The organism is Synechococcus sp. MU1651 (assembly GCF_023630635.1).
Classification (GTDB): domain Bacteria; phylum Cyanobacteriota; class Cyanobacteriia; order PCC-6307; family Cyanobiaceae; genus Parasynechococcus.
Map to the genome: position 1 here is coordinate 158109 of NZ_JAKUHJ010000003.1, position 18364 is coordinate 176472.

Here is an 18364-nt window from a genome sequence, read left to right on the forward strand (position 1 = left end):
GGAAGAACCGAAACCTTCAAGCTGTTCGCTGGTCCAGCAGGCTTGCTGCATAGGCATCAGCCTGTTCGCCACCAGCGAGGTCTGCCAGCTCTTGGCGGCGTTCCTGAGTGTCCCGCAGTCGGGACACTCGCGAGTGGGTGACACCGTCTTCCACATGCTTGCTCACGCGGAAATGGTGATCGGCAACCGCTGCCACAAGCGGTTGGTGGGTGACGCAGAACACCTGACGCTGACGGGCCAGGGTCTGAAGCAGATCCGCCATCGCTCCACTAACGCGTCCACTGACGCCGGCATCAATCTCATCGAACAGCAGCGTGCTGGAGCCATCCACCGCGGCAAGGGTGGTCTTGAGCGAAAGCAGAAAACGGGACATCTCACCGCCGGACGCCACCTCCGTCAGCGGCGCCATCGGTTGGCCGGGATTGGCGGAGAACAGGAATTGAACAGCGTCCGCACCATGCTCAGCTGGGTCACAGAGGGTGAGATCCACCTTGAAACGCACATTGGCCAGGCCCATGGGCGGCAACAGTTTCAGCAACGAGGCCTCTAAAGCCTCCGCCGCCTTGGACCGCTCGCGACGCAAGGCCGCATTGGCCTGATCACGCGTCTGGCGACGGACGGTTTCGGCCTGTTGCAGGCGGGCGAGATCCGCCGCGAAGCCTTCCGATCCCAAACGATGCAGCAGCTCGTCGCGCCGCTGAATCAAACCGGCCAGATCAAGGCCATAACGGCGCTGCAGGCGTTTTAAAACCGACAGACGGTCCTGAATCCGCTCCAGCTGGTCTGGATCGCTCTCCAGCGCCAGACCGTATTGATCGAGGGAGCGCAACAAACCTTCCACACCTGCTTCGAGATCCAGCGCCTGATCACGCAGGGGCTCAAGCGAACCATCCAGCTGCGCCATGGCCTGCAGCTCCTGGATGCACGCCGCGAAATGATCCTGCAGGGAAGGCGCCTGATCCACACCGTCGCGGAGACGCCCAAACAACAAGGCCAAACCCTCCAGCAGCCTCACGCCATGGACGAGGCGGTCTTGATCCTGTTCCAGCCGCTGCTGCTCGTCGGGGTCGTCGAGATCGGCAGCTTGCAGCTGCTCCAACTGCTCTTCCTGTTCAGCCTGCACCTGTTCGGAGCGCTGCTGCTCCTGCTCAAGTGCCGTCAGGGCATCTGCAACCTGGCGCCATTCGGTCCAGGCATCAGCCACCTGAACTTTGAGCTCAGCCAATGCAGATCCACCGAGACGGTCAAGCCAGAGCCGTTGCTGCCCCGCCCGCGACAACAGCTGGGTCTGTCCCTGAACCGTGAGATCAATCAACAGCGGCCTCAGCTCAAGCAACTGCTGACGGTTCACTGTGCTGCCATTCAGCCGACAACGACTGGAATAACGATCACCCTCCTGCCGTTTCCATTCCCGGCTGATCAGAAGCTCCTCTTCGGGATCAAACTCCGCCGCAATCAACCACTGCTCCAGGACTGGGTTGAGTTGAAACGCAGCCTCGATCTTGGCGCGATCCGCACCCGTCCGCAGCAGACGAACGCCGCTGGAACCCTGCGCTCCACCCAGCACCGCATCGAGGGCATCAAGAAGGATCGATTTACCGGCGCCGGTCTCACCGGTGAGCACCGTGAAACCCGAGCTGAACTCCAGTTCAAGACTCTCAATCAGAGCGATGTTCTGCAGCAGCAGACCGGTGAGCACGTCCAGCCCTGTGATGATGCCGACCGTAGCGGCAGCTCGGTTCGTTTAGAAGGGGTGTCTGACATCCCGATGAATTGATGGCGCAGGAGCTCGGGGATTTCATCGAAGCCGCTGGGTTGCTCGAGTACGACCCCGCCGCCATCACACGTATTTATGCCGGCCATCCCCAGCGGCTGATCCGCCGGCTCTGGCAAACCCTCGTACCCATCGGCCTGTTGCTGCTGGGCGTCGCCTTCGACTGGATCTTCCAGTTGCTGAAGGATGAGGAACGGGCCCGGGCTCGAGCTCGCGAATGCGCTGAACTTCTTGTGGATCTTGGTCCCGCCTTCATCAAGGCCGGCCAGGCGCTCTCCACCCGACCGGACATCGTCCCCCCACTGCTGCTGGAAGAACTGGCCCAGCTCCAGGACCAACTGCCCGGCTTCGACAGCGGCCTGGCCATGGCCTGCATCGAGGAAGACCTGGGCGCACCGGTGGATGACATTTTCGAGCAGCTGGACCGGGAACCGATTTCAGCCGCTTCGTTGGGTCAGGTGCACAAGGGAATCCTCAAGGGTGGCGCAAGGGTGGCGGTGAAGGTGCAGCGCCCGGGGCTGCGCGAACAGATCACCCTGGATCTGTACATCGTGCGCAACATCGCCGCCTGGTTGAACAGCAACATCGGATTGATCCGCAGTGACCTCGTCGCCCTGATCGATGAACTGGGGCGACGGGTGTTCGAAGAGATGGATTACCTCAACGAGGCCTCGAACGCTGAGACCTTCGCTGAGCTGCATCAACACAACCCTCGCATCGCTGTTCCAAAGATTTATCGCAACGCCACCAGCCGCCGGGTGCTGACGATGGAGTGGATCGACGGCGTCAAGCTCACCAACCTTGATGCGGTTCGCGAGCTCGGTGTGGACCCGGACGACATGGTGGAAGTGGGCGTGAACTGCAGCCTTCAACAGTTGCTGGAGCATGGCTTCTTCCATGCCGATCCCCACCCCGGCAATCTCCTGGCTCTGGAGGACGGTCGCCTCTGTTATCTCGACTTCGGGATGATGAGCGAAGTGAGCCGCGAGTCACGCACCGGCTTGATTCAGGCCGTGGTTCATCTGGTGAACCGGAACTTCGGGAAGCTCTCCAAAGACTTCGTCACCCTGGGGTTCCTGGCGGAAGACGTGAACCTGGAACCGATTGTTCCCGCCTTTGAAAAGGTCTTCAGCCAGGCCTTGGAAGCCGGCGTCAACCGCATGGATTTCAAAGCGGTCACCGACGACATGTCCGGTGTGATGTACAAATTCCCCTTCCGGGTGCCGCCTTATTACGCCCTGATCATTCGATCGCTGGTCACCCTGGAAGGCATCGCCCTCAGTGTTGATCCGAACTTCAAGATCCTCGGTGCTGCCTACCCCTACTTCGCCAGGCGGCTGATGGAGGATCCCGATCCCCAGTTGCGTCAGAGCCTTAAGGAGATGCTGTTCGACGGGGACGCGTTCCGTTGGACCCGTCTGGAAAATCTGGTGTCCAGCGCTGCAAGCCAGGCCCAGCTGGATCTGGAGGCCTTGCTCGATCAACTGCTCGACTTCCTGTTCTCACCCAAGGCAGGACTGCTTCGGGATCAACTGGTGACCGCCACGGTTGATCGTCTGGATGCCCTGGGTTGGTCGACGATGCAACGCCTGGGTCGACGCCTCCCCAAACGACTGCAACCCTCCGCCCTTGCCAAGACACCTCCCGGGCTCTCCGATCCACTGATGCAACTGGAGCCGGTGCGGGAGTTGATCCAGGTGTTGCAATCGTTGCCGGGATTCACCCCTGAGCTTTTGCTGCGTCGAATGCCAAGGGTGCTCAATGAACCAGACACCCGGCGCATGGGCTTCAAGGTGGCTCAGGGGCTGGCCGAACGGGGAGTTGTCCGCCTGGTGCGGGTCGCTGCTGGAGTTCCGGCCTAACTTCCGGCCAACACCTTCAGCGTGATGCTCCCCAAGCCCTTCACCGGTTCCTCTCTGCTGGCCATGGCGGCAGGGCTTGGGCTGAGTTGGAGCTGCGTCATGCAACCCCTGCATGCCGCCACGGAAGTCGCCCTGGTGAGTGGTGCCTTCCGCCGCTCCATTCCGGTGAAAGAAATCGAACACCTGGCCGAAACCGGTGATGCCACTGGTCTGCTGGAGGATCTGCTGGAGCTCTCCGGGCAGGACCCCATCGAAGTGGCGCATATGCTCAACCAGAGCCTCGAGCTTCCCCTGGTGCTCACAAGCCGTCTGATCAACACACGGATCGGTGAGGCCATCCTGCGTCGTGTCGCACGCATCATTCATCCGATCTACACACCGGAACCTGAGGTGAGTGTTCCGGCGATCCGCGCCGGAGTGATCAGTGGATTGCAGAACGAAGATGGCCTCACGGCAGTGAGCTTTTTGAAGAGCTACCCCAATGCCGTCATGGCGGTGAATCTTCCGGCTCTGTTTGGAGTGATCGAAAAAGCGGAATCCATCGCCGGTCTGGTGCAGTTTTTCTCCGACTCCCCCTTGGACGGATTGAAGGAAGCGCAACCCTGACCAAGCCCTGAACGGACGCCGCCTAGATTCCGGCAATCCCCCCATCCCAGCCGGTGTCCCTGTTTCAGAACCTCCGTCGGCGTTTCACTGCCACCCCTGTGATGCAGGACTGGCCTGGACTGATTGAGGCCTATCGCAGCTGGCTGCCCGTCAGCGATGCGACGCCCGTGATCAGCCTGCGTGAAGGCGCCACCCCTCTGATCCCCGTGCCATCGGTTGCGGAACAGATCGGCAAGGGCGTGAAGGTGTTCGTGAAATACGACGGCCTGAACCCCACGGGGTCCTTCAAGGACCGGGGCATGACCATGGCCATCAGCAAAGCCAAGGAAGCCGGTTGTGAAGCGGTGATTTGTGCCAGCACGGGCAACACCAGTGCTGCGGCTGCGGCCTATGCCAGGCGGGGTGGGATGCGTGCCTTCGTCTTAATCCCGGATGGCTATGTCGCCCAGGGAAAACTGGCTCAGGCGTTGGTGTACGGCGCTGAGGTGTTGGCGATCCGCGGCAACTTCGACCGCGCCCTCGACATCGTTCGCGAAGCGGCAGAGAAGTATCCCGTCACCCTCGTTAACTCGGTGAATCCCTACCGGCTGCAGGGCCAGAAAACGGCGGCCTTCGAAATCGTGGATGCCCTCGGTAATGCACCCGACTGGCTGTGCATTCCCATGGGCAACGCCGGAAACATCACCGCCTATTGGATGGGTTTCCAGGAATATCAACAGGCCGGCCGGAGCCGCAGCCTGCCCCGAATGATGGGATTCCAGGCCAGCGGATCCGCCCCTCTGGTGAACAACACCACGGTGACGGACCCCGAAACCATCGCCACCGCCATTCGCATTGGCAACCCGGTCAACCGAGCTAAGGCCCTGGCAGCTCGCGAAGCCAGCAATGGCGCGTTCCTGGATGTGACTGACGCGGAGATCATCGCGGCCTACAAGCTTCTAGGCGGCCAGGAGGGAATCTTCTGTGAACCCGCCAGCGCTGCCTCTGTGGCAGGCCTGCTCAAGCGCAAAGATGAAGTGCCAGCCGGCGCCACGGTGGTCTGCGTTCTGACCGGCAACGGCCTCAAGGATCCCGACTGCGCCATCAGCAACAACGACGCCGCCTTCCACACGGACCTCAATCCTGATCTGGGCACCGTCGCCAGTGTGATGGGCTTCTGACACACCGCCTTGCATCAACGCACTTCTGCCCCCGTCAGGGGGCTTTTTTATGGACGTAAGACAAAACCAACCGACAAAGCGGCTGCGGAAGACGCCCGAAAACCATCCCAACAAGCTGGGGAAAACAGGCGAGAACTATCCACCCGTTTGCCTCGCCTGTTTTCCACCCGCTGTGAAGAGGTGGAAAACGAAGCCTCACTCCCCATCCTGTGAAAAATTCTCCTCAGCCCTGGCTCATCGAGAACTGTGATGAACGCTGGTTTCTGAGCTCCTTTCCCCCTTTTCCCCAGGCCCTACGACGGCTGTTTTTGTTTTTTATTTTTTAAATCCATAAGAACCAAACAGCCGAGCAAAGGCTCCCGAACCGTTGGCCATTGCACTTCCCCTCAGCCTGTGAAACCGTGGGACACCTCAGCGCGCTCAGGTCTTCAGGACGATGAAGGTGGTCTGTTCACAGTCCGAACTGAATAGCGCTCTGCAATTGGTGAGCCGTGCAGTCGCTACACGCCCCACGCACCCGGTTTTGGCCAATGTTTTGCTCACCGCCGATGCCGGCAGCAACCGCCTCAGCCTGACCGGTTTTGACCTGAGTCTGGGAATTCAGACGTCCCTCGCCGCGAGTGTGGAAACCAGCGGGGCCATCACATTGCCGGCCCGGCTGCTGGGAGAGATCGTGTCGCGCTTGTCCAGCGATTCTCCGGTCACCCTCGCCGTAGACGATTCCGGTGAGCAGGTTCAGCTCACCAGCCTCAGCGGTAGCTATCAGATGCGCGGCATGAGCGCTGACGACTATCCCGATCTTCCGATGGTGGAGAGCGGCATGACGCTCAAGCTGCAACCTGAACGGTTGGTGCAGGCGCTCAAAGGCACCCTGTTTGCCAGCAGTGCTGATGAAGCGAAGCAACTGCTCACCGGCGTGCATCTCAAGTTCAACCAGCGAGCTCTGGAAGCGGCTGCCACCGATGGTCACCGCCTTGCCGTGCTCAATGTTGAAGATGCCCTGCAGGATGCGGCCGTGACCGATGCGGTGGACGACGAGGGGTTCGCCGTGACGCTTCCATCGCGCTCACTGCGGGAGGTGGAGCGGCTGATGGCGTCCTGGCGGTCCGATGAACCGGTCAGTTTGTTCTGTGATCGCGGCCAGGTGGTGTTTCTTGCGGCCGACCAAATGGTCACCAGCCGCACCTTGGAAGGTACCTATCCCAATTACGGCCAGCTGATCCCCGATGGTTTCACCCGCACCTTTGGAATGGACCGTCGCGCTCTGATCGCTGCTTTGGAGCGGATTGCTGTTCTCGCTGATCAACACAACAACGTTGTGAAATTCAGCAGTCAGCCCGAGGACGGTGTTGTCCAGATCAGTGCTGATGCTCAGGATGTGGGCAGTGGCTCTGAATCGCTTCCCTCCAACTTGGAGGGTGACGCCATGCAGATTGCCTTCAATGTTCGCTATCTGCTGGATGGCCTGAAAGCCATGGGCTCTGATCGGATTGTTCTGCACTGCAACGCGCCCACCACGCCGGCTGTGCTCCGTTCCGAGGAAGCGTCCGAAGCCTTCACCTATCTGGTGATGCCTGTTCAGATTCGTTCCTGATGTGTCGCTACCGGATCAGCTGCTCCTCAGTGATCTTCTGAGTCATACGGTTCGTTGTGATCTGGGTCTGGATCACGGGCCTGGGGTCATGGCCTGGATGCATCCGCCGGTGCATCGTCTTCTGGGCTGGGTCAGCCGTCCATCAGCCTTGCGCATGTCACGGGATGTCTGGCGTTTGAACCAGTGTTGTGGTTTGAGCGATCAACAGGTGTTTGTCCGTGGCGAGCCGGCGGTCACCGATCAGGTGACTCTGGAGCGCTTGCCCACGCTGATGGATGCAGCCTTGCTGGATCGTGACGGTGAGCGGATCGGCAGCGTAGTGGACCTTGATTTTCGACCTGCCGATGGCGCGATTCTTCACTACCTGATCGCCCGCAGCGACCCGCGGTTGCCGGGGAGTTCCCGATGGCGTTTGGCTCCCGATCGCATCCTTGATCAACAACCGGGTCAGATCCAAACTGGCCTGATGGGATTGGACGATCTGCCCATGGCCCGCGCCAGCGTTCGGCACGATCTGCTCCAACGGACCCAACACTGGCGGGACCAGTTGCGTTCCATGGGTGATCGGGCCAGCGATCGCCTGGAGGGTTGGTTGGACGACTCGCCCATCGATGAGCTGCGATCGGAAAGCGTGCGCTTCAGATCCGACGACGAGGATGAACCAAGAGAGGTGTCTGGACCTGAAGTCTGGGATGACGAAAGCTGGGATGAGCCCCCCTCTCGCCGCCGTCGCGAGGACGAAGATCCCTGGGTCTGACGGGCGGTCGGCAACACTGGGGGGAGGTGCTCCGCGATTCGTGGTTTCCTCCCCTGCGTACGACATAGCTGCAGCCCTGAAGCAGGAAGGGCTCAAGCCCAGTGACTGGGATGAGATCTGTCGGCGTCTCGGCCGCGAGCCGAATCGAGCCGAACTGGGCATGTTCGGCGTGATGTGGTCCGAACACTGCTGTTATCGCAATTCCCGGCCTTTGCTGAGTGGCTTCCCTACGGAGGGACCACGCATCCTTGTGGGACCCGGCGAAAACGCTGGTGTGGTGGATCTCGGTGGGGGCCATCGGTTGGCCTTCAAGATCGAAAGCCACAACCACCCCTCCGCCGTCGAACCCTTTCAGGGGGCGGCCACAGGGGTGGGCGGCATCTTGCGTGACATCTTCACGATGGGGGCCCGTCCGATCGCGCTGCTGAATGCTCTGCGCTTCGGCCCTCTTGAGGATCCTGCCAACGTTGGCCTGATGGAAGGCGTTGTGGCCGGCATTGCCCATTACGGCAACTGCGTTGGGGTGCCGACGGTGGGTGGCGAGGTGGCTTTTGATCCCTCCTATTCCGGCAATCCGCTGGTGAATGCCATGGCCCTTGGCCTGATGGAGACCGAGGAGATCGTCAAATCCGGTGCGATCGGCGTCGGCAATCCTGTGGTGTATGTGGGCAGCACCACCGGTCGGGACGGCATGGGGGGAGCCAGCTTTGCCAGTGCTGAGCTCAGTGCCGATTCCTTGGATGATCGTCCTGCCGTGCAAGTGGGCGATCCGTTTTTGGAGAAAGGGCTGATCGAAGCCTGCCTTGAGGCCTTCGCCAGTGGTGATGTGGTGGCTGCTCAGGACATGGGCGCCGCTGGTCTCACCTGCAGCTGTTCGGAAATGGCTGCCAAAGGGGGCCTGGGGGTGGAACTGGATCTCGACCGTGTTCCGGCCCGTGAAACCGGGATGACGGCTTACGAGTTCCTGTTGTCGGAATCCCAGGAACGGATGTTGTTCGTGGTGAAGGCCGGCCGGGAGGACGCCTTGATGCAGCGCTTCCGTCGCTGGGGCCTGCAGGCGGCGGTTGTGGGCAAGGTGCTTCGTGAACCGATTGTGCGGGTGTTGCATCACGGTGCCGTCGCCGCTGAGGTGCCGGCCACGGCTCTTGCCGATGACACCCCAATCGAAAAACATGCCCTGTTGCAGGAGCCCCCGGCAGACCTTCAGGCGCTCTGGAGCTGGACCGAGCAGGAGCTTCCGGAGCTGAGCGATGCAGCGGCAGCCCTGCTTCAGCTTCTGGATGACCCCACCATTGCGAGCAAGCAGTGGGTTCACCGTCAGTACGACCAGCAGGTGCTGGCCAACACAGTGGTCTCGTCTGGAGCCGCTGATGCCGCTGTGGTGCGGTTGAGACCTCAGCAAGGCAATGGATCCATGGCCGCAGCCAGTCGTGGTGTTGCCGCCACGGTGGACTGCCCCAACCGTTGGGTTGCCCTGGATCCCGAACGCGGCGCTCAGGCGGCCGTTGCCGAAGCGGCACGCAACCTGAGTTGTGTGGGGGCGGAGCCCCTGGCGGTGACCGACAACCTCAATTTCCCGTCACCGGAAACACCCAAGGGCTTCTGGCAGCTGGCCATGGCCTGCCGCGGGATCTCCGATGCCTGCCGTGCCCTCAACACCCCCGTCACTGGAGGCAATGTCTCGCTCTACAACGAGACCAAACAGGACGACGGCACGATGCAACCGATCCACCCCACGCCGGTGATCGGCATGGTTGGTGGTGTGGATGACATCAGCCGTGTGACTGGCTTGGCCTGGCAACAGCCCGGCGATGCAATTTTCCTTATCGGTGTTCCGCCAGAGGATGGTGCCGATCCCAGCCTTGGTTTGGCCGGTAGTGCCTATCAGCAGCAGACCCTTGGCTCCTTGGCCGGACGACCGCCCAAGCCCGATCTTGCCCTCGAAGCAGCGGTGGGGCATTTGGTGCGTGAGGCCATTGCTCAAGGTTTGTTGGCCTCCGCCCACGATTGCAGTGATGGCGGCTTGGCCGTGGCGTTGGCCGAATCCTGCATCGCCTCCGATCTGGGCATCAGCGTGACCTTGTCCACAGGCTCAGCGCGCCTGGAGCGGGTCTTGTTCGCCGAAGGTGGCAGCCGGGTGATTGTGTCGGTGAATGCAGCATCCCTCCCTGCATGGGAGCAGTTGATCGGATCCAAGCCAGCGCTTTGCGTCACCCAGCTGGGCAGCGTGACTGCGGAGCCTCGATTGGTGATCCGATCCGAATCAGCCGTTCAGGTTGATCTTGAGGTGCAACGCTGTGCTGCTGTTTTCCGTGATGCGTTGCCCCGACGGATGCATTCGGAGTGATTGAGTCAGGCGTTGCCTGACGGTCGTTTCTCTTCCTTATCTCTCTGACTTCGGATTCATCATGTGCGGCATTATCGGAATGTTCTGTGTTGACTCGGTCAACCAACAGATCTACGACAATCTGCTTCTGCTTCAGCACCGCGGTCAGGACTCGGCAGGGATTGTCACGATGGACAATCACACCTTCCACGTGCACAAACAAAGGGGACGTGTGCGTGAAGCCTTTCGCACAAGAGACATGCGAAAGCTGCTGGGTAATGCCGGGATCGGTCACGTTCGTTATGCCACCCGTGGAGCTGCTGCGTCAGAAGAGGAAGTTCAGCCGTTCTATGTGAATGCCCCCTATGGCATCACTTTCGTTCACAACGGCAATCTCACCAACACCCTTCAGCTTGAGCAGGATCTGTTCAAGATTGATCGTCGTCACACCAATTCCACCAGCGATACGGAGATGCTGGTCAATGTGTTGGCCACGGAGATTCAATCCCAACTCACAGGTCGTGATCTGACACCGGATCAGTTGTTTGATGCGGTGGCGTCACTCCATTACCGCGTTCAGGGCTCCTACGCGGCGATTGCTTTGATTGCGGGTCACGGAATGCTGGCCTTCCGGGATCCCTATGGAATTCGTCCCCTGATTCTCGGCAGGCGGTTGTCTGACCAGGGTCGTGAGGAGTGGATTGTCGCCAGCGAATCGCTTGTGATTGAAAACAGTGGCTACGAGATCGTTCGCGATGTTGATCCCGGCGAGGCGGTGTTCATCGATGCTGATTCGAACTTGCACCAGCGACAGTGTGCTGAGTCTCCTCGTTTGATTCCCTGTGCTTTTGAGTACGTGTATTTGGCGCGGCCCGATTCCGTTATGAACGGCATATCGGTGTACGAGTCGCGTCTACGGATGGGTGATCGTCTGGCTCAAACTATCGCTGAAACATTGCCGGCTGGTGATATTGATGTTGTGATGCCGATTCCTGATTCAGCCAGACCCTCGGCGATGCAGGTGGCCAAACAATTGGGTCTTGAGTATCGAGAAGGGTTTTACAAAAACCGCTATGTCGGCCGCACCTTCATCATGCCGGGTCAAGCTGAAAGGAAGAAGTCAGTGCGGCAGAAGCTCAATGCTCTCGGAACTGAATTCGCCGGGAAGAATGTTCTGATTGTCGACGATTCGATTGTTCGTGGAACAACATCACGCGAGATTGTTCAGATGGCACGCAGCGCTGGTGCCAACAAGGTGACGTTCACCTCGGCTGCTCCACCGGTTCGCTATCCCAATGTTTATGGGATCAACATGCCAACCCGGGCGGAGCTCCTTGCCCACGGCCGAACCAGTGAGCAGATCTCAGATGTTCTCGGGGCTGATCATGTTGTTTATCAGACCGTTGAGAACCTGCTGGAAAGCATTGTGGAGAACACTGAGATCAAGGATCTCGAGATGTCTTGTTTTGATGGCCACTATGTGACCGGTGGAATCGACGAAGATTATTTCCAGTGGTTGGAGCAGAATTGCCGCTCCTGATCGGGGCTTAGGGATTCGGTTGAATGGCGTTGATCACATCAACGATGGTCTCTCCCTTCTGAAGAGACGCCTGCTTCGTGGGTTTGTCTCCGGGTTTTGAGACGTTGATGTTGTCCGGATCCAAGCGCGCGTGACGATCCTTGCTGGTACGCACACCCACAAGACCGGGTCCAGTACTGATGCCCACCAGGCGATCCGATTCCGCATCAATCTGCACCGCCATGCTGCCGAGATCGCCCCGCTGGTTGTAGCGCAGGCCTGAGCAGTCGATTCGCACGATTACTCCCTGCCTGGTGATCAGCATCAGTGGGGTCTGTTCCGTGCAGACGGCTCCAACGATCTGTTCCCCGGGGAGCAATCGCATGGTCATTGGTCCCTGTGCCAATCGACCCATCAACGGAAGTGAATCTTCAGTGACTCGCAGTCGTAGCAGGCGACCGATGTCGCTGATCAGCACCAGTGTTCCCTGATCGCGGCAGATCACTGCACTGTTGAGCTCGATTCCCTCTTTCAACTTGAGAACGCTGGTGGCCCGACCGGAAAGGTCCACCACTTCGCTGAGGGGGAGCCGCTTAAAGCGTCCATCGCTGCTGAGCAAGCCCAGACTCAGGTCGTCGATGTTTTGGCTGGGCAGCGACAGCAGCGAAACGATGGGGTCCCCGTCGAGGCCCGTGGGCAGGAATCGGTCAATCGGGCCGGGTTGCTGTCCAGCAAATTCCCAGCGCACCTGGGCGATGCGTCCCCCCGCACTCACTGCCAACAGTCGTGGTGGTGGCTCGATCGGCAGGATCACCCGTGCCGGAGATGGTGCATCACCAATGGGGCATGGATCATTGAGGTGCAGTCGGCCCAGCACCTGGGGGGTGACGATCTTCACTTGGCCATCGGCCTGGATCAGCACCCGTCCATCTCCGGGCAGTGCAGCCAGGGCCTGCTGACGCAGCAGTTCCGTGTTCGGCCGTTGGCTGGCTGCCCGTTCGGCCATCAGGGCATCACCGCCCTCCACCAGGCGGGTTCGCCGCGGGGTGCTGAAGCGTTTTTTCAACGCCTTGAGCTCTGTCACCATCGCGTCCAGCAGCTGATCCCGGTTGTCCAGGAGCAACTTCAGGCGTTGACGTTCCGCTCGAAGCTCATCCAGCTCCTGGCGCAGGCTTTCCTGCTCGAGTCCGGTCAGGCGCCTCAGGGGCATGGCCAACACCGCATCCGCCTGCCGTTCGCTGAGGTCGAGGCGCACCATCAGGCTGGCGCGGGCTGAGGCGGCGTCATTCGCCTCCTGAATCATGGCGATCACAGCTTGAAGGTTGCTCAGGGCTGTAATCAGTCCTTCCACCACCTCAAGCCGGTCTTCGGTCTTGCGCAGGGCATGGCTGGTGCGCCGGATCAGGGTCAGTTCCCTGAAATCGAGGAAGGTCTGCAGCAGTTGGCGCAGCGATAGTTGCTGGGGTTGTCCATCCACCAAGGCGAGAAGGATGGCTCCGAAGTTGCTCTGCAGTGCCGTTCGCCGTTGCAGATCCTTCAGCACCTTCTCGGGATCTGCATCGCGACGCAGCTCCACCACCACACGCATGCCTTCGCGATCGCTTTCATCGCGGATGTCTGCAATTCCGCCGATTTTTCCGTCGTTGACGGACTCCGCCAGTTTTTCAATCCAGCCGGCTTTGCTGAGCTGGTACGGCAGTTCGGTGACGACCACGGCATTGCGTTTGTGGCGCCCTTTGCCCGGTTGCACCTCTTCGGTGTGGGCCACGCCGCGCATCGGGATGCTGCCGCGTCCATGCAGGTAGGTGTCCCGCAGGCCTGAGCTGATCAGCACTTCACCGCCTGTGGGGAAGTCGGGCCCTGGGATCAGCTCCAGCAGTTTTTCGTCACTCAGTTCCGGTTTGCGGATCAGGGCGATCAGGCCATCCACCACCTCTCCCAGGTTGTGCGGGGGAATGCTGGTGGCCATGCCAACGGCGATGCCGGAGCAGCCGTTCAGCAGCAGGAAGGGAAGCTGGGCTGGAAGAACGGTGGGTTCCTGTTGGGACCCATCGAAGTTCGGTGCGAAATCAACCGTGTCTTCACCGATCTCCTCCAGCATCGCCTGGTGAGAGATCGGCGCCAGGCGGGTTTCGGTGTACCGCATGGCCGCCGGTGGGTCGTCATCCACCGAGCCGAAATTGCCATGGCCGTCGAGCAGTGGATGACGGCTGGAGAAGCTCTGAACAAGCCGCACCAAGGCGTCGTAAACGGCCTGATCACCGTGGGGGTGGTATTTGCCGAGGACGTCACCGACAACCCTCGCGCATTTCCGATAGGGACGGTCTGGGGTGAGCCCCAGTTCCTGCATCGCATACAGAATGCGCCGCTGGACGGGTTTGAGACCATCGCGGGCATCGGGCAACGCCCGACCCACGATCACGCTCATCGCGTATTCGAGGTAGGAGCGCTGCATCTCCTGATGCAGGGCGATCGGTTCAACGCGCTCCTCAGCCATTCGGTCTGTCGCTCTCCGACCGGAAGGCGCTCAGCCTACAGATGATCACTGGCTTTTCTTCCACGTTGCGTTGGCTTGGGCTCGTTCCACGCTGTTGGTGAGCTGGGGCTCGCTCAGCAATTCTGCCGTCGCCTCACGGATGCGCACACCCCAAAGCTGTTCGGCTTGATGCAGGGGCAGAACGTAGTTGGGGTTCTTGGCCAATGCTGTGGATGCCAGCTGGATCGCCTCGGTCTGCTCACCCTGTTGATGCAGCGCTGCGGCCAGGGCCAGCATCGGTTCTGCGTTGGTCTCCAGCTTCAACACCCGGCGCCAACGCCGCACGGCTTCCTGCCGCTGGCCCATCTCAAAAAGCACCAGGGCCTGGTTGTTCAGGGCTTCCCAGAACTCCGGCTTCAGGGCCGTGGCTTGTTCGAACGACTTCAGGGCCAGAGGGAGTTCGCCCTGCATGATCCTGGCGTTGCCGAGGTCGAAATAGGCCGAAGCGTTGTTCGGATCCAGTTGGAGTCCGCGGGTAATCAAGGGAACGGCATCGTCCGGTCGCTCCGCCCGCAGGGCGATCGCTGCTTCGGCGAACCACAGGCCGGCTTTTTCAGGATTCAGCTGCTTGGCCCGGGCCAGAGATCGGCTTGCGTCCTTGAGGTCGTTGTTGCGCAGTTGAGCCTCCGCAAGGATCGACCAGAACCGTTCGTCATTGGGGTTGAGCCGCACCGCCAGAGCCGCCAGTCGTGCTGCGTCCTTGGCTTGCCCCAGCTGAAGCAGCTGTGCAGCAGTCCGACCGATGCCGATTGATGAGCCCTTGAGTTCCGCTTCGGTGGGCAGATAGACGTAGGGGATCAGGGCGTTGGCTGCTGGGGCGCCGAACCAACCCCCCAGCACGACCAGTGCAGCCGCCAGCGTTCGACGCAAGCCAATTCGACGCAGCACTGGAGCGAGGGTGGAGTCGTCAAAGCGTAGGTGTGGGATCCGGTTGTGCCGCAGCGGCGTTGCGACGCCACATCCAGGGTTTGATCCGTCGCAATGCCGATCCCCGCAGGTTTTGGTCCCAGACGCTGTCATCCCAGCTTTGGATCTGGTCCTTCTGCAGATTCAGCAGCCATGGTCGTGGCTGCACCTCGGGATCACTGCTTTGGGGCAAGCTTCGGTGGTTCCAGGGGCAGACGTCCTGGCAGATGTCACAGCCCGCCACCCACGGTCCAAGGGCGGCGCGAATGTTTTCCGGTAGGTCGTCTTCACGGTTTTCGATTGTGTGAAAGGCCAGGCATCGCCTTGCATCCACCACAAAGGGTTCGCGGATCGCATGCGTGGGGCAGGCATCGATGCAGGCGCTGCAGCGTCCACACAGGCTGCGGGCTGGTGGGTCGGCGTTCAAGGGCTCCGTTGTCAGCAGATGGCCGATCACCATCCACGAGCCCCGTTCGGGGTGAATCAGGTTGCTGTGCTTGCCGATCCAGCCCAAGCCGGCTTCCTCAGCCCAGGCCTTGTCCAGCAGCGGTGTGGCGTCAACACAGGCGCGCCAACCGCAGTCGGGCCGTTGTTTCGAAAGCCAGCGACCGATCCGTCGCAGCCGTTGGTCCACAACCCGGTGATAATCCCGTCCCCAGCCGTAGCGGGCGACTTTGAGGGAGCCAGGGGAGGGTTCAGCGTCGACGTAATAGTTGAGGCCAACGGCGAGAACGCTCTTGGCTCCGTCCAACAGAAGCCTGGGGTCTCGCCGACGGGGGGCGGCCATCCAGGCCATGTCAGCTTGATGACCATGGTCCAACCAGCGCTGCAGAGCCTTGGTGCGCAGCTGCAGCCGTGGACTTCCCGGGATTCTGGCAATGCCAACGGGATTGAACCCTTCTTCAGCGGCGCGGCGCTTCAGAGCCTCGCTTAAACGAGTTTGTTGATCGCTGACATGCCCTTGCATCGACCTTAAGGTTGGGCGCTTATCAGCATCTTCTCTGTGACCGGCACTGAGACAGGACGGCTTGCTCCCTTGCTGCGCTGGCTTGGTTTGACCCTCGTGGTGATCCTCGTCCTGCAGATGCTGGCTGTTCTTGTCGGTGTCGACTGGAGTGCGGATGCTCCACGCCCGCAGGTCACCGGACCGCTGGTTGCGCTTGCTCCTCTGGGATTTGCCGGCTTGTTGATCTGCCTGATCGGATCACGGCTGGATCACCCCCATCAGCAGCGCACTCCTTTGCGTCTGCTGATCGCCGTCCTTTCAGCGCTGTTGGCCCTCGGCATGGTGATTGCCGTGCCCATGTCCCTGGATGGGGGTGCGGGTGACGTGGCCCGTCAGCGCAATCTGGAACAGGGCCGCGAAGCGTTGAAGGATGCTCGAGCCTTCCGGGCCGATGCCGCGCAGGTCACCTCCCTAGGTGAGCAGCTGGCCCAGGCCGGTCAACTCGCTGCCGATGCCACCGAGGAGGACAAGCTGCGGGCGGCACAAAAGATGGTGGACGATCAGATCGCCCAGATGGAGGCCCAGCTCAAGGCCGTTGAGGCTGGCCAGGCCCGTGAATCCCAGCAGCGGTTCATCGGTGGAACCATCACGGCTGTGGTTCTTGCGATTGCCTTTGCGCTCCTTGCGTTCACGGCAGTGCTCTGACCGCTGGTTAGGTTGGTGAGACTTCACTCAAAGCTGGGCGCAGTAGCTCCTTGGTCCAGTCCAATCCCAGACCTGATCTGCCGCTGTCCGCAAGGCTTCGGCAGGATCTGAAAAACGACCTGATTGCAGGGTTGCTGGTGGTCATCCCGCTGGCAACAACGATTTGGCTGTCAACGATCGTCAGTCGCTTTGTTCTGGCGTTCCTGACCTCGATACCGAAGCAGTTCAATCCGTTCATCACCCTGAATCCACTGCTTCAGGATCTGATCAATCTGGCTCTCGGTCTCACGGTGCCTCTGATGGGCATCCTTCTGATCGGCCTGATGGCCCGAAACATAGTGGGTCGCTGGCTGTTGGAGTTCGGTGAAGGCACCTTGAGCCGGATTCCCCTGGCTGGATCGGTTTACAAGACGCTGAAGCAGCTGCTTGAGACCTTTTTCCGCGACAACTCCTCACGCTTCCGTCGTGTTGTTCTCGTTGAGTACCCACGGGAGGGATTGTTCAGCGTTGGTTTTGTTACCGGGGAGGTGGGGCCTTCCCTTCAATCCGATCTGAAGGAGCCCCTGTTGAGTGTCTTCATTCCCACCGCTCCGAATCCCACCACCGGTTGGTACACCCTTGTTCCAGCTGGATCCGTCCGAGAGCTTGAGATCAGCGTTGAAGAAGCCTTCCGAACGATCATTTCGGCCGGCATTGTCAACCCCGATGATCGTGAAGCTCCTGTGAATCGGAGTTTCTCCAGCCTCATGGCCCAGTTACGGGCTTCTGCATCTCCTTCCAGCTGAGTCATGGCCACACGATCCCTTACACGCGAGCTGGCCTTGCTGGTGCTTGGTCAGGTGCCGGAACAGAAGTCAGCCTCAGTCGCTGACCTCGCCCTTGATTCGATCCTGGACCAGGCCCTCGAGACCCTCACCCAGCACTGGCGTGAGTCGCTTGATGCCAGTGCTGCAGAGCTCGATCAGGCGCAGCAGTCCCTTCTGGACAGCGAGCTACAGCAGGGCGAACCAGGAACCCATGACACCGTCCTCACCCATCTGCGCGCCTCTTTGAGTTCAGCTGAACAGGTGCTGAATGGTTTGTCAGCAAGTCTTGAGTTGCCTCGGCTGTTGCTGCTTGGCGACCAGGAGCAGATTCGCCGCGGCGCCATGGAGCGGGTTCAGAAGGTGCTCTCCCAGCGCGAAGGCATCGATAAACGGTTGGATCAGGTGATGGAGGGCTGGAGACTGACCCGGCTTCCGCGGATCGATCGGGACATCCTCCGGTTGGCTGTCGTTGACCTGGAAAGCCTGCGTACTCCGGCTCCGGTGGCGTTCAACGAGGCGGTTGAGCTGGCCAACCGTTACAGCGATGAGCAGGGTCGCCGGATGATCAATGGTGTGTTGCGTCGCTTCCATGACGCTCAATCGAAAGCATCGGCCTGATGGTGTTCAACTGGTTCGAACGACAGGCTGAGGAGTCACCAACGCCGGAGCCGACGCCCACTCCCGCGCCGACGCCGGAACCGACGGCTCCTGGGACGGATGCTCCCGTTTCAGCAGCGCCGGAGCCGACTCCAGCTCCTGCAGCCACTGAGGAAGAAGACGAAGCCCTGGTCTGGGCCCGTGAGGCCTATGCCCGCCTGAAGGCTCAACAACAGGCCGCGGCCTCTGTCGCCGAAGCGGCCCCCGAGC

The 18364-nt window shown here is 60.6% G+C and carries 14 protein-coding genes and 1 pseudogene; 11 read left to right on the forward strand and 4 right to left on the reverse strand.

Annotated elements, in window-relative coordinates:
- Positions 1-16: 16 nt before the first annotated feature.
- Positions 17-1699, reverse strand: a complete 1683-nt coding sequence (recN, locus tag NCN05_RS04875) for a DNA repair protein RecN (protein WP_250397228.1) — start codon at positions 1697-1699, stop codon at positions 17-19.
- Positions 1700-1776: 77 nt separating this feature from the next.
- Here recN and NCN05_RS04880 point away from each other — a divergent pair, with 77 nt between their 5' ends.
- From NCN05_RS04880 to purF, 7 genes are all read left to right on the forward strand, one after another.
- Positions 1777-3636 (forward strand): ABC1 kinase family protein, encoded by a 1860-nt coding sequence (locus NCN05_RS04880; protein WP_250397229.1) that lies wholly within the window; start codon positions 1777-1779, stop codon positions 3634-3636.
- A gap of 24 nt (positions 3637-3660) precedes the next feature.
- Positions 3661-4242 carry an alpha/beta hydrolase gene (locus tag NCN05_RS04885; protein ID WP_250397230.1) on the forward strand — a complete coding sequence of 194 codons (582 nt, stop codon included), beginning with the start codon at positions 3661-3663 and terminating at the stop codon, positions 4240-4242.
- A 101-nt stretch (positions 4243-4343) separates the two neighbouring features.
- Positions 4344-5402, forward strand: coding sequence for a threonine synthase (thrC, locus tag NCN05_RS04890; RefSeq protein ID WP_250397245.1), 1059 nt, complete (start codon positions 4344-4346; stop codon positions 5400-5402).
- 436 nt (positions 5403-5838) lie between these two features.
- On the forward strand, positions 5839-6996 hold the full coding sequence (gene dnaN, locus NCN05_RS04895) for a DNA polymerase III subunit beta (RefSeq protein WP_186509507.1): 1158 nt from the start codon (positions 5839-5841) through the stop codon (positions 6994-6996).
- A 1-nt stretch (position 6997) separates the two neighbouring features.
- The gene (locus NCN05_RS04900) at positions 6998-7753 is read left to right on the forward strand and encodes an RNA methyltransferase (protein WP_115131421.1); all 756 of its coding nucleotides are present in this window, start codon (positions 6998-7000) and stop codon (positions 7751-7753) included.
- A gap of 40 nt (positions 7754-7793) precedes the next feature.
- Entirely contained in the window at positions 7794-10100 is a 2307-nt protein-coding gene (gene purL, locus NCN05_RS04905) for a phosphoribosylformylglycinamidine synthase subunit PurL (protein WP_250397231.1), read from the forward strand.
- 61 nt (positions 10101-10161) lie between these two features.
- On the forward strand, positions 10162-11619 hold the full coding sequence (gene purF, locus NCN05_RS04910) for an amidophosphoribosyltransferase (RefSeq protein WP_250397232.1): 1458 nt from the start codon (positions 10162-10164) through the stop codon (positions 11617-11619).
- A 7-nt stretch (positions 11620-11626) separates the two neighbouring features.
- Here purF and NCN05_RS04915 read toward each other — a convergent pair whose 3' ends face one another.
- Genes NCN05_RS04915 through queG form a run of 3 tightly spaced genes read right to left on the reverse strand, consistent with a single transcriptional unit; the run spans position 11627 to position 16007 of the window.
- A complete protein-coding gene (locus tag NCN05_RS04915) occupies positions 11627-14095 on the reverse strand; it encodes a DNA gyrase/topoisomerase IV subunit A (protein ID WP_250397233.1) in 2469 nt (822 codons plus the stop codon).
- Between the two features lie 45 nt (positions 14096-14140).
- Positions 14141-15004, reverse strand: a complete 864-nt coding sequence (locus NCN05_RS04920) for a tetratricopeptide repeat protein (RefSeq protein WP_244275803.1) — start codon at positions 15002-15004, stop codon at positions 14141-14143.
- A gap of 37 nt (positions 15005-15041) precedes the next feature.
- Positions 15042-16007, reverse strand: coding sequence for a tRNA epoxyqueuosine(34) reductase QueG (queG, locus tag NCN05_RS04925; protein WP_250397234.1), 966 nt, complete (start codon positions 16005-16007; stop codon positions 15042-15044).
- Positions 16008-16043: 36 nt separating this feature from the next.
- On the opposite strand from queG, the gene NCN05_RS04930 reads away from it, so the two are divergent.
- The 4 genes and pseudogenes from NCN05_RS04930 to NCN05_RS04945 all read left to right on the forward strand — a co-directional run.
- Positions 16044-16691 (forward strand): HpsJ family protein, encoded by a 648-nt coding sequence (locus tag NCN05_RS04930; protein WP_250397235.1) that lies wholly within the window; start codon positions 16044-16046, stop codon positions 16689-16691.
- A 50-nt stretch (positions 16692-16741) separates the two neighbouring features.
- Entirely contained in the window at positions 16742-17476 is a 735-nt protein-coding gene (locus NCN05_RS04935) for a DUF502 domain-containing protein (RefSeq protein ID WP_006849770.1), read from the forward strand.
- A 3-nt stretch (positions 17477-17479) separates the two neighbouring features.
- A complete protein-coding gene (gene nusB, locus NCN05_RS04940; protein ID WP_250397236.1) occupies positions 17480-18115 on the forward strand; it encodes a transcription antitermination factor NusB in 636 nt (211 codons plus the stop codon).
- Positions 18115-18364 (forward strand): annotated as a pseudogene (locus NCN05_RS04945) (signal recognition particle-docking protein FtsY); the annotation flags it as partial. The gene nusB and the pseudogene NCN05_RS04945, both read left to right, overlap by 1 nt.

What these genes read in the sequence shown, in the direction of transcription:
- dnaN (WP_186509507.1), top strand. Translation starts at nt 5,839, where the DNA reads ATGAAGGTGGTCTGTTCACAGTCCGAACTGAATAGCGCTCTGCAATTG.
- nusB (WP_250397236.1), top strand. Translation starts at nt 17,480, where the DNA reads ATGGCCACACGATCCCTTACACGCGAGCTGGCCTTGCTGGTGCTTGGT.
- NCN05_RS04880 (WP_250397229.1), top strand. Translation starts at nt 1,777, where the DNA reads ATGGCGCAGGAGCTCGGGGATTTCATCGAAGCCGCTGGGTTGCTCGAG.
- thrC (WP_250397245.1), top strand. Translation starts at nt 4,344, where the DNA reads ATGCAGGACTGGCCTGGACTGATTGAGGCCTATCGCAGCTGGCTGCCC.
- purF (WP_250397232.1), top strand. Translation starts at nt 10,162, where the DNA reads ATGTGCGGCATTATCGGAATGTTCTGTGTTGACTCGGTCAACCAACAG.
- queG (WP_250397234.1), bottom strand. Translation starts at nt 16,007, where the DNA reads ATGCAAGGGCATGTCAGCGATCAACAAACTCGTTTAAGCGAGGCTCTG.
- NCN05_RS04885 (WP_250397230.1), top strand. Translation starts at nt 3,661, where the DNA reads ATGCTCCCCAAGCCCTTCACCGGTTCCTCTCTGCTGGCCATGGCGGCA.
- NCN05_RS04915 (WP_250397233.1), bottom strand. Translation starts at nt 14,095, where the DNA reads ATGGCTGAGGAGCGCGTTGAACCGATCGCCCTGCATCAGGAGATGCAG.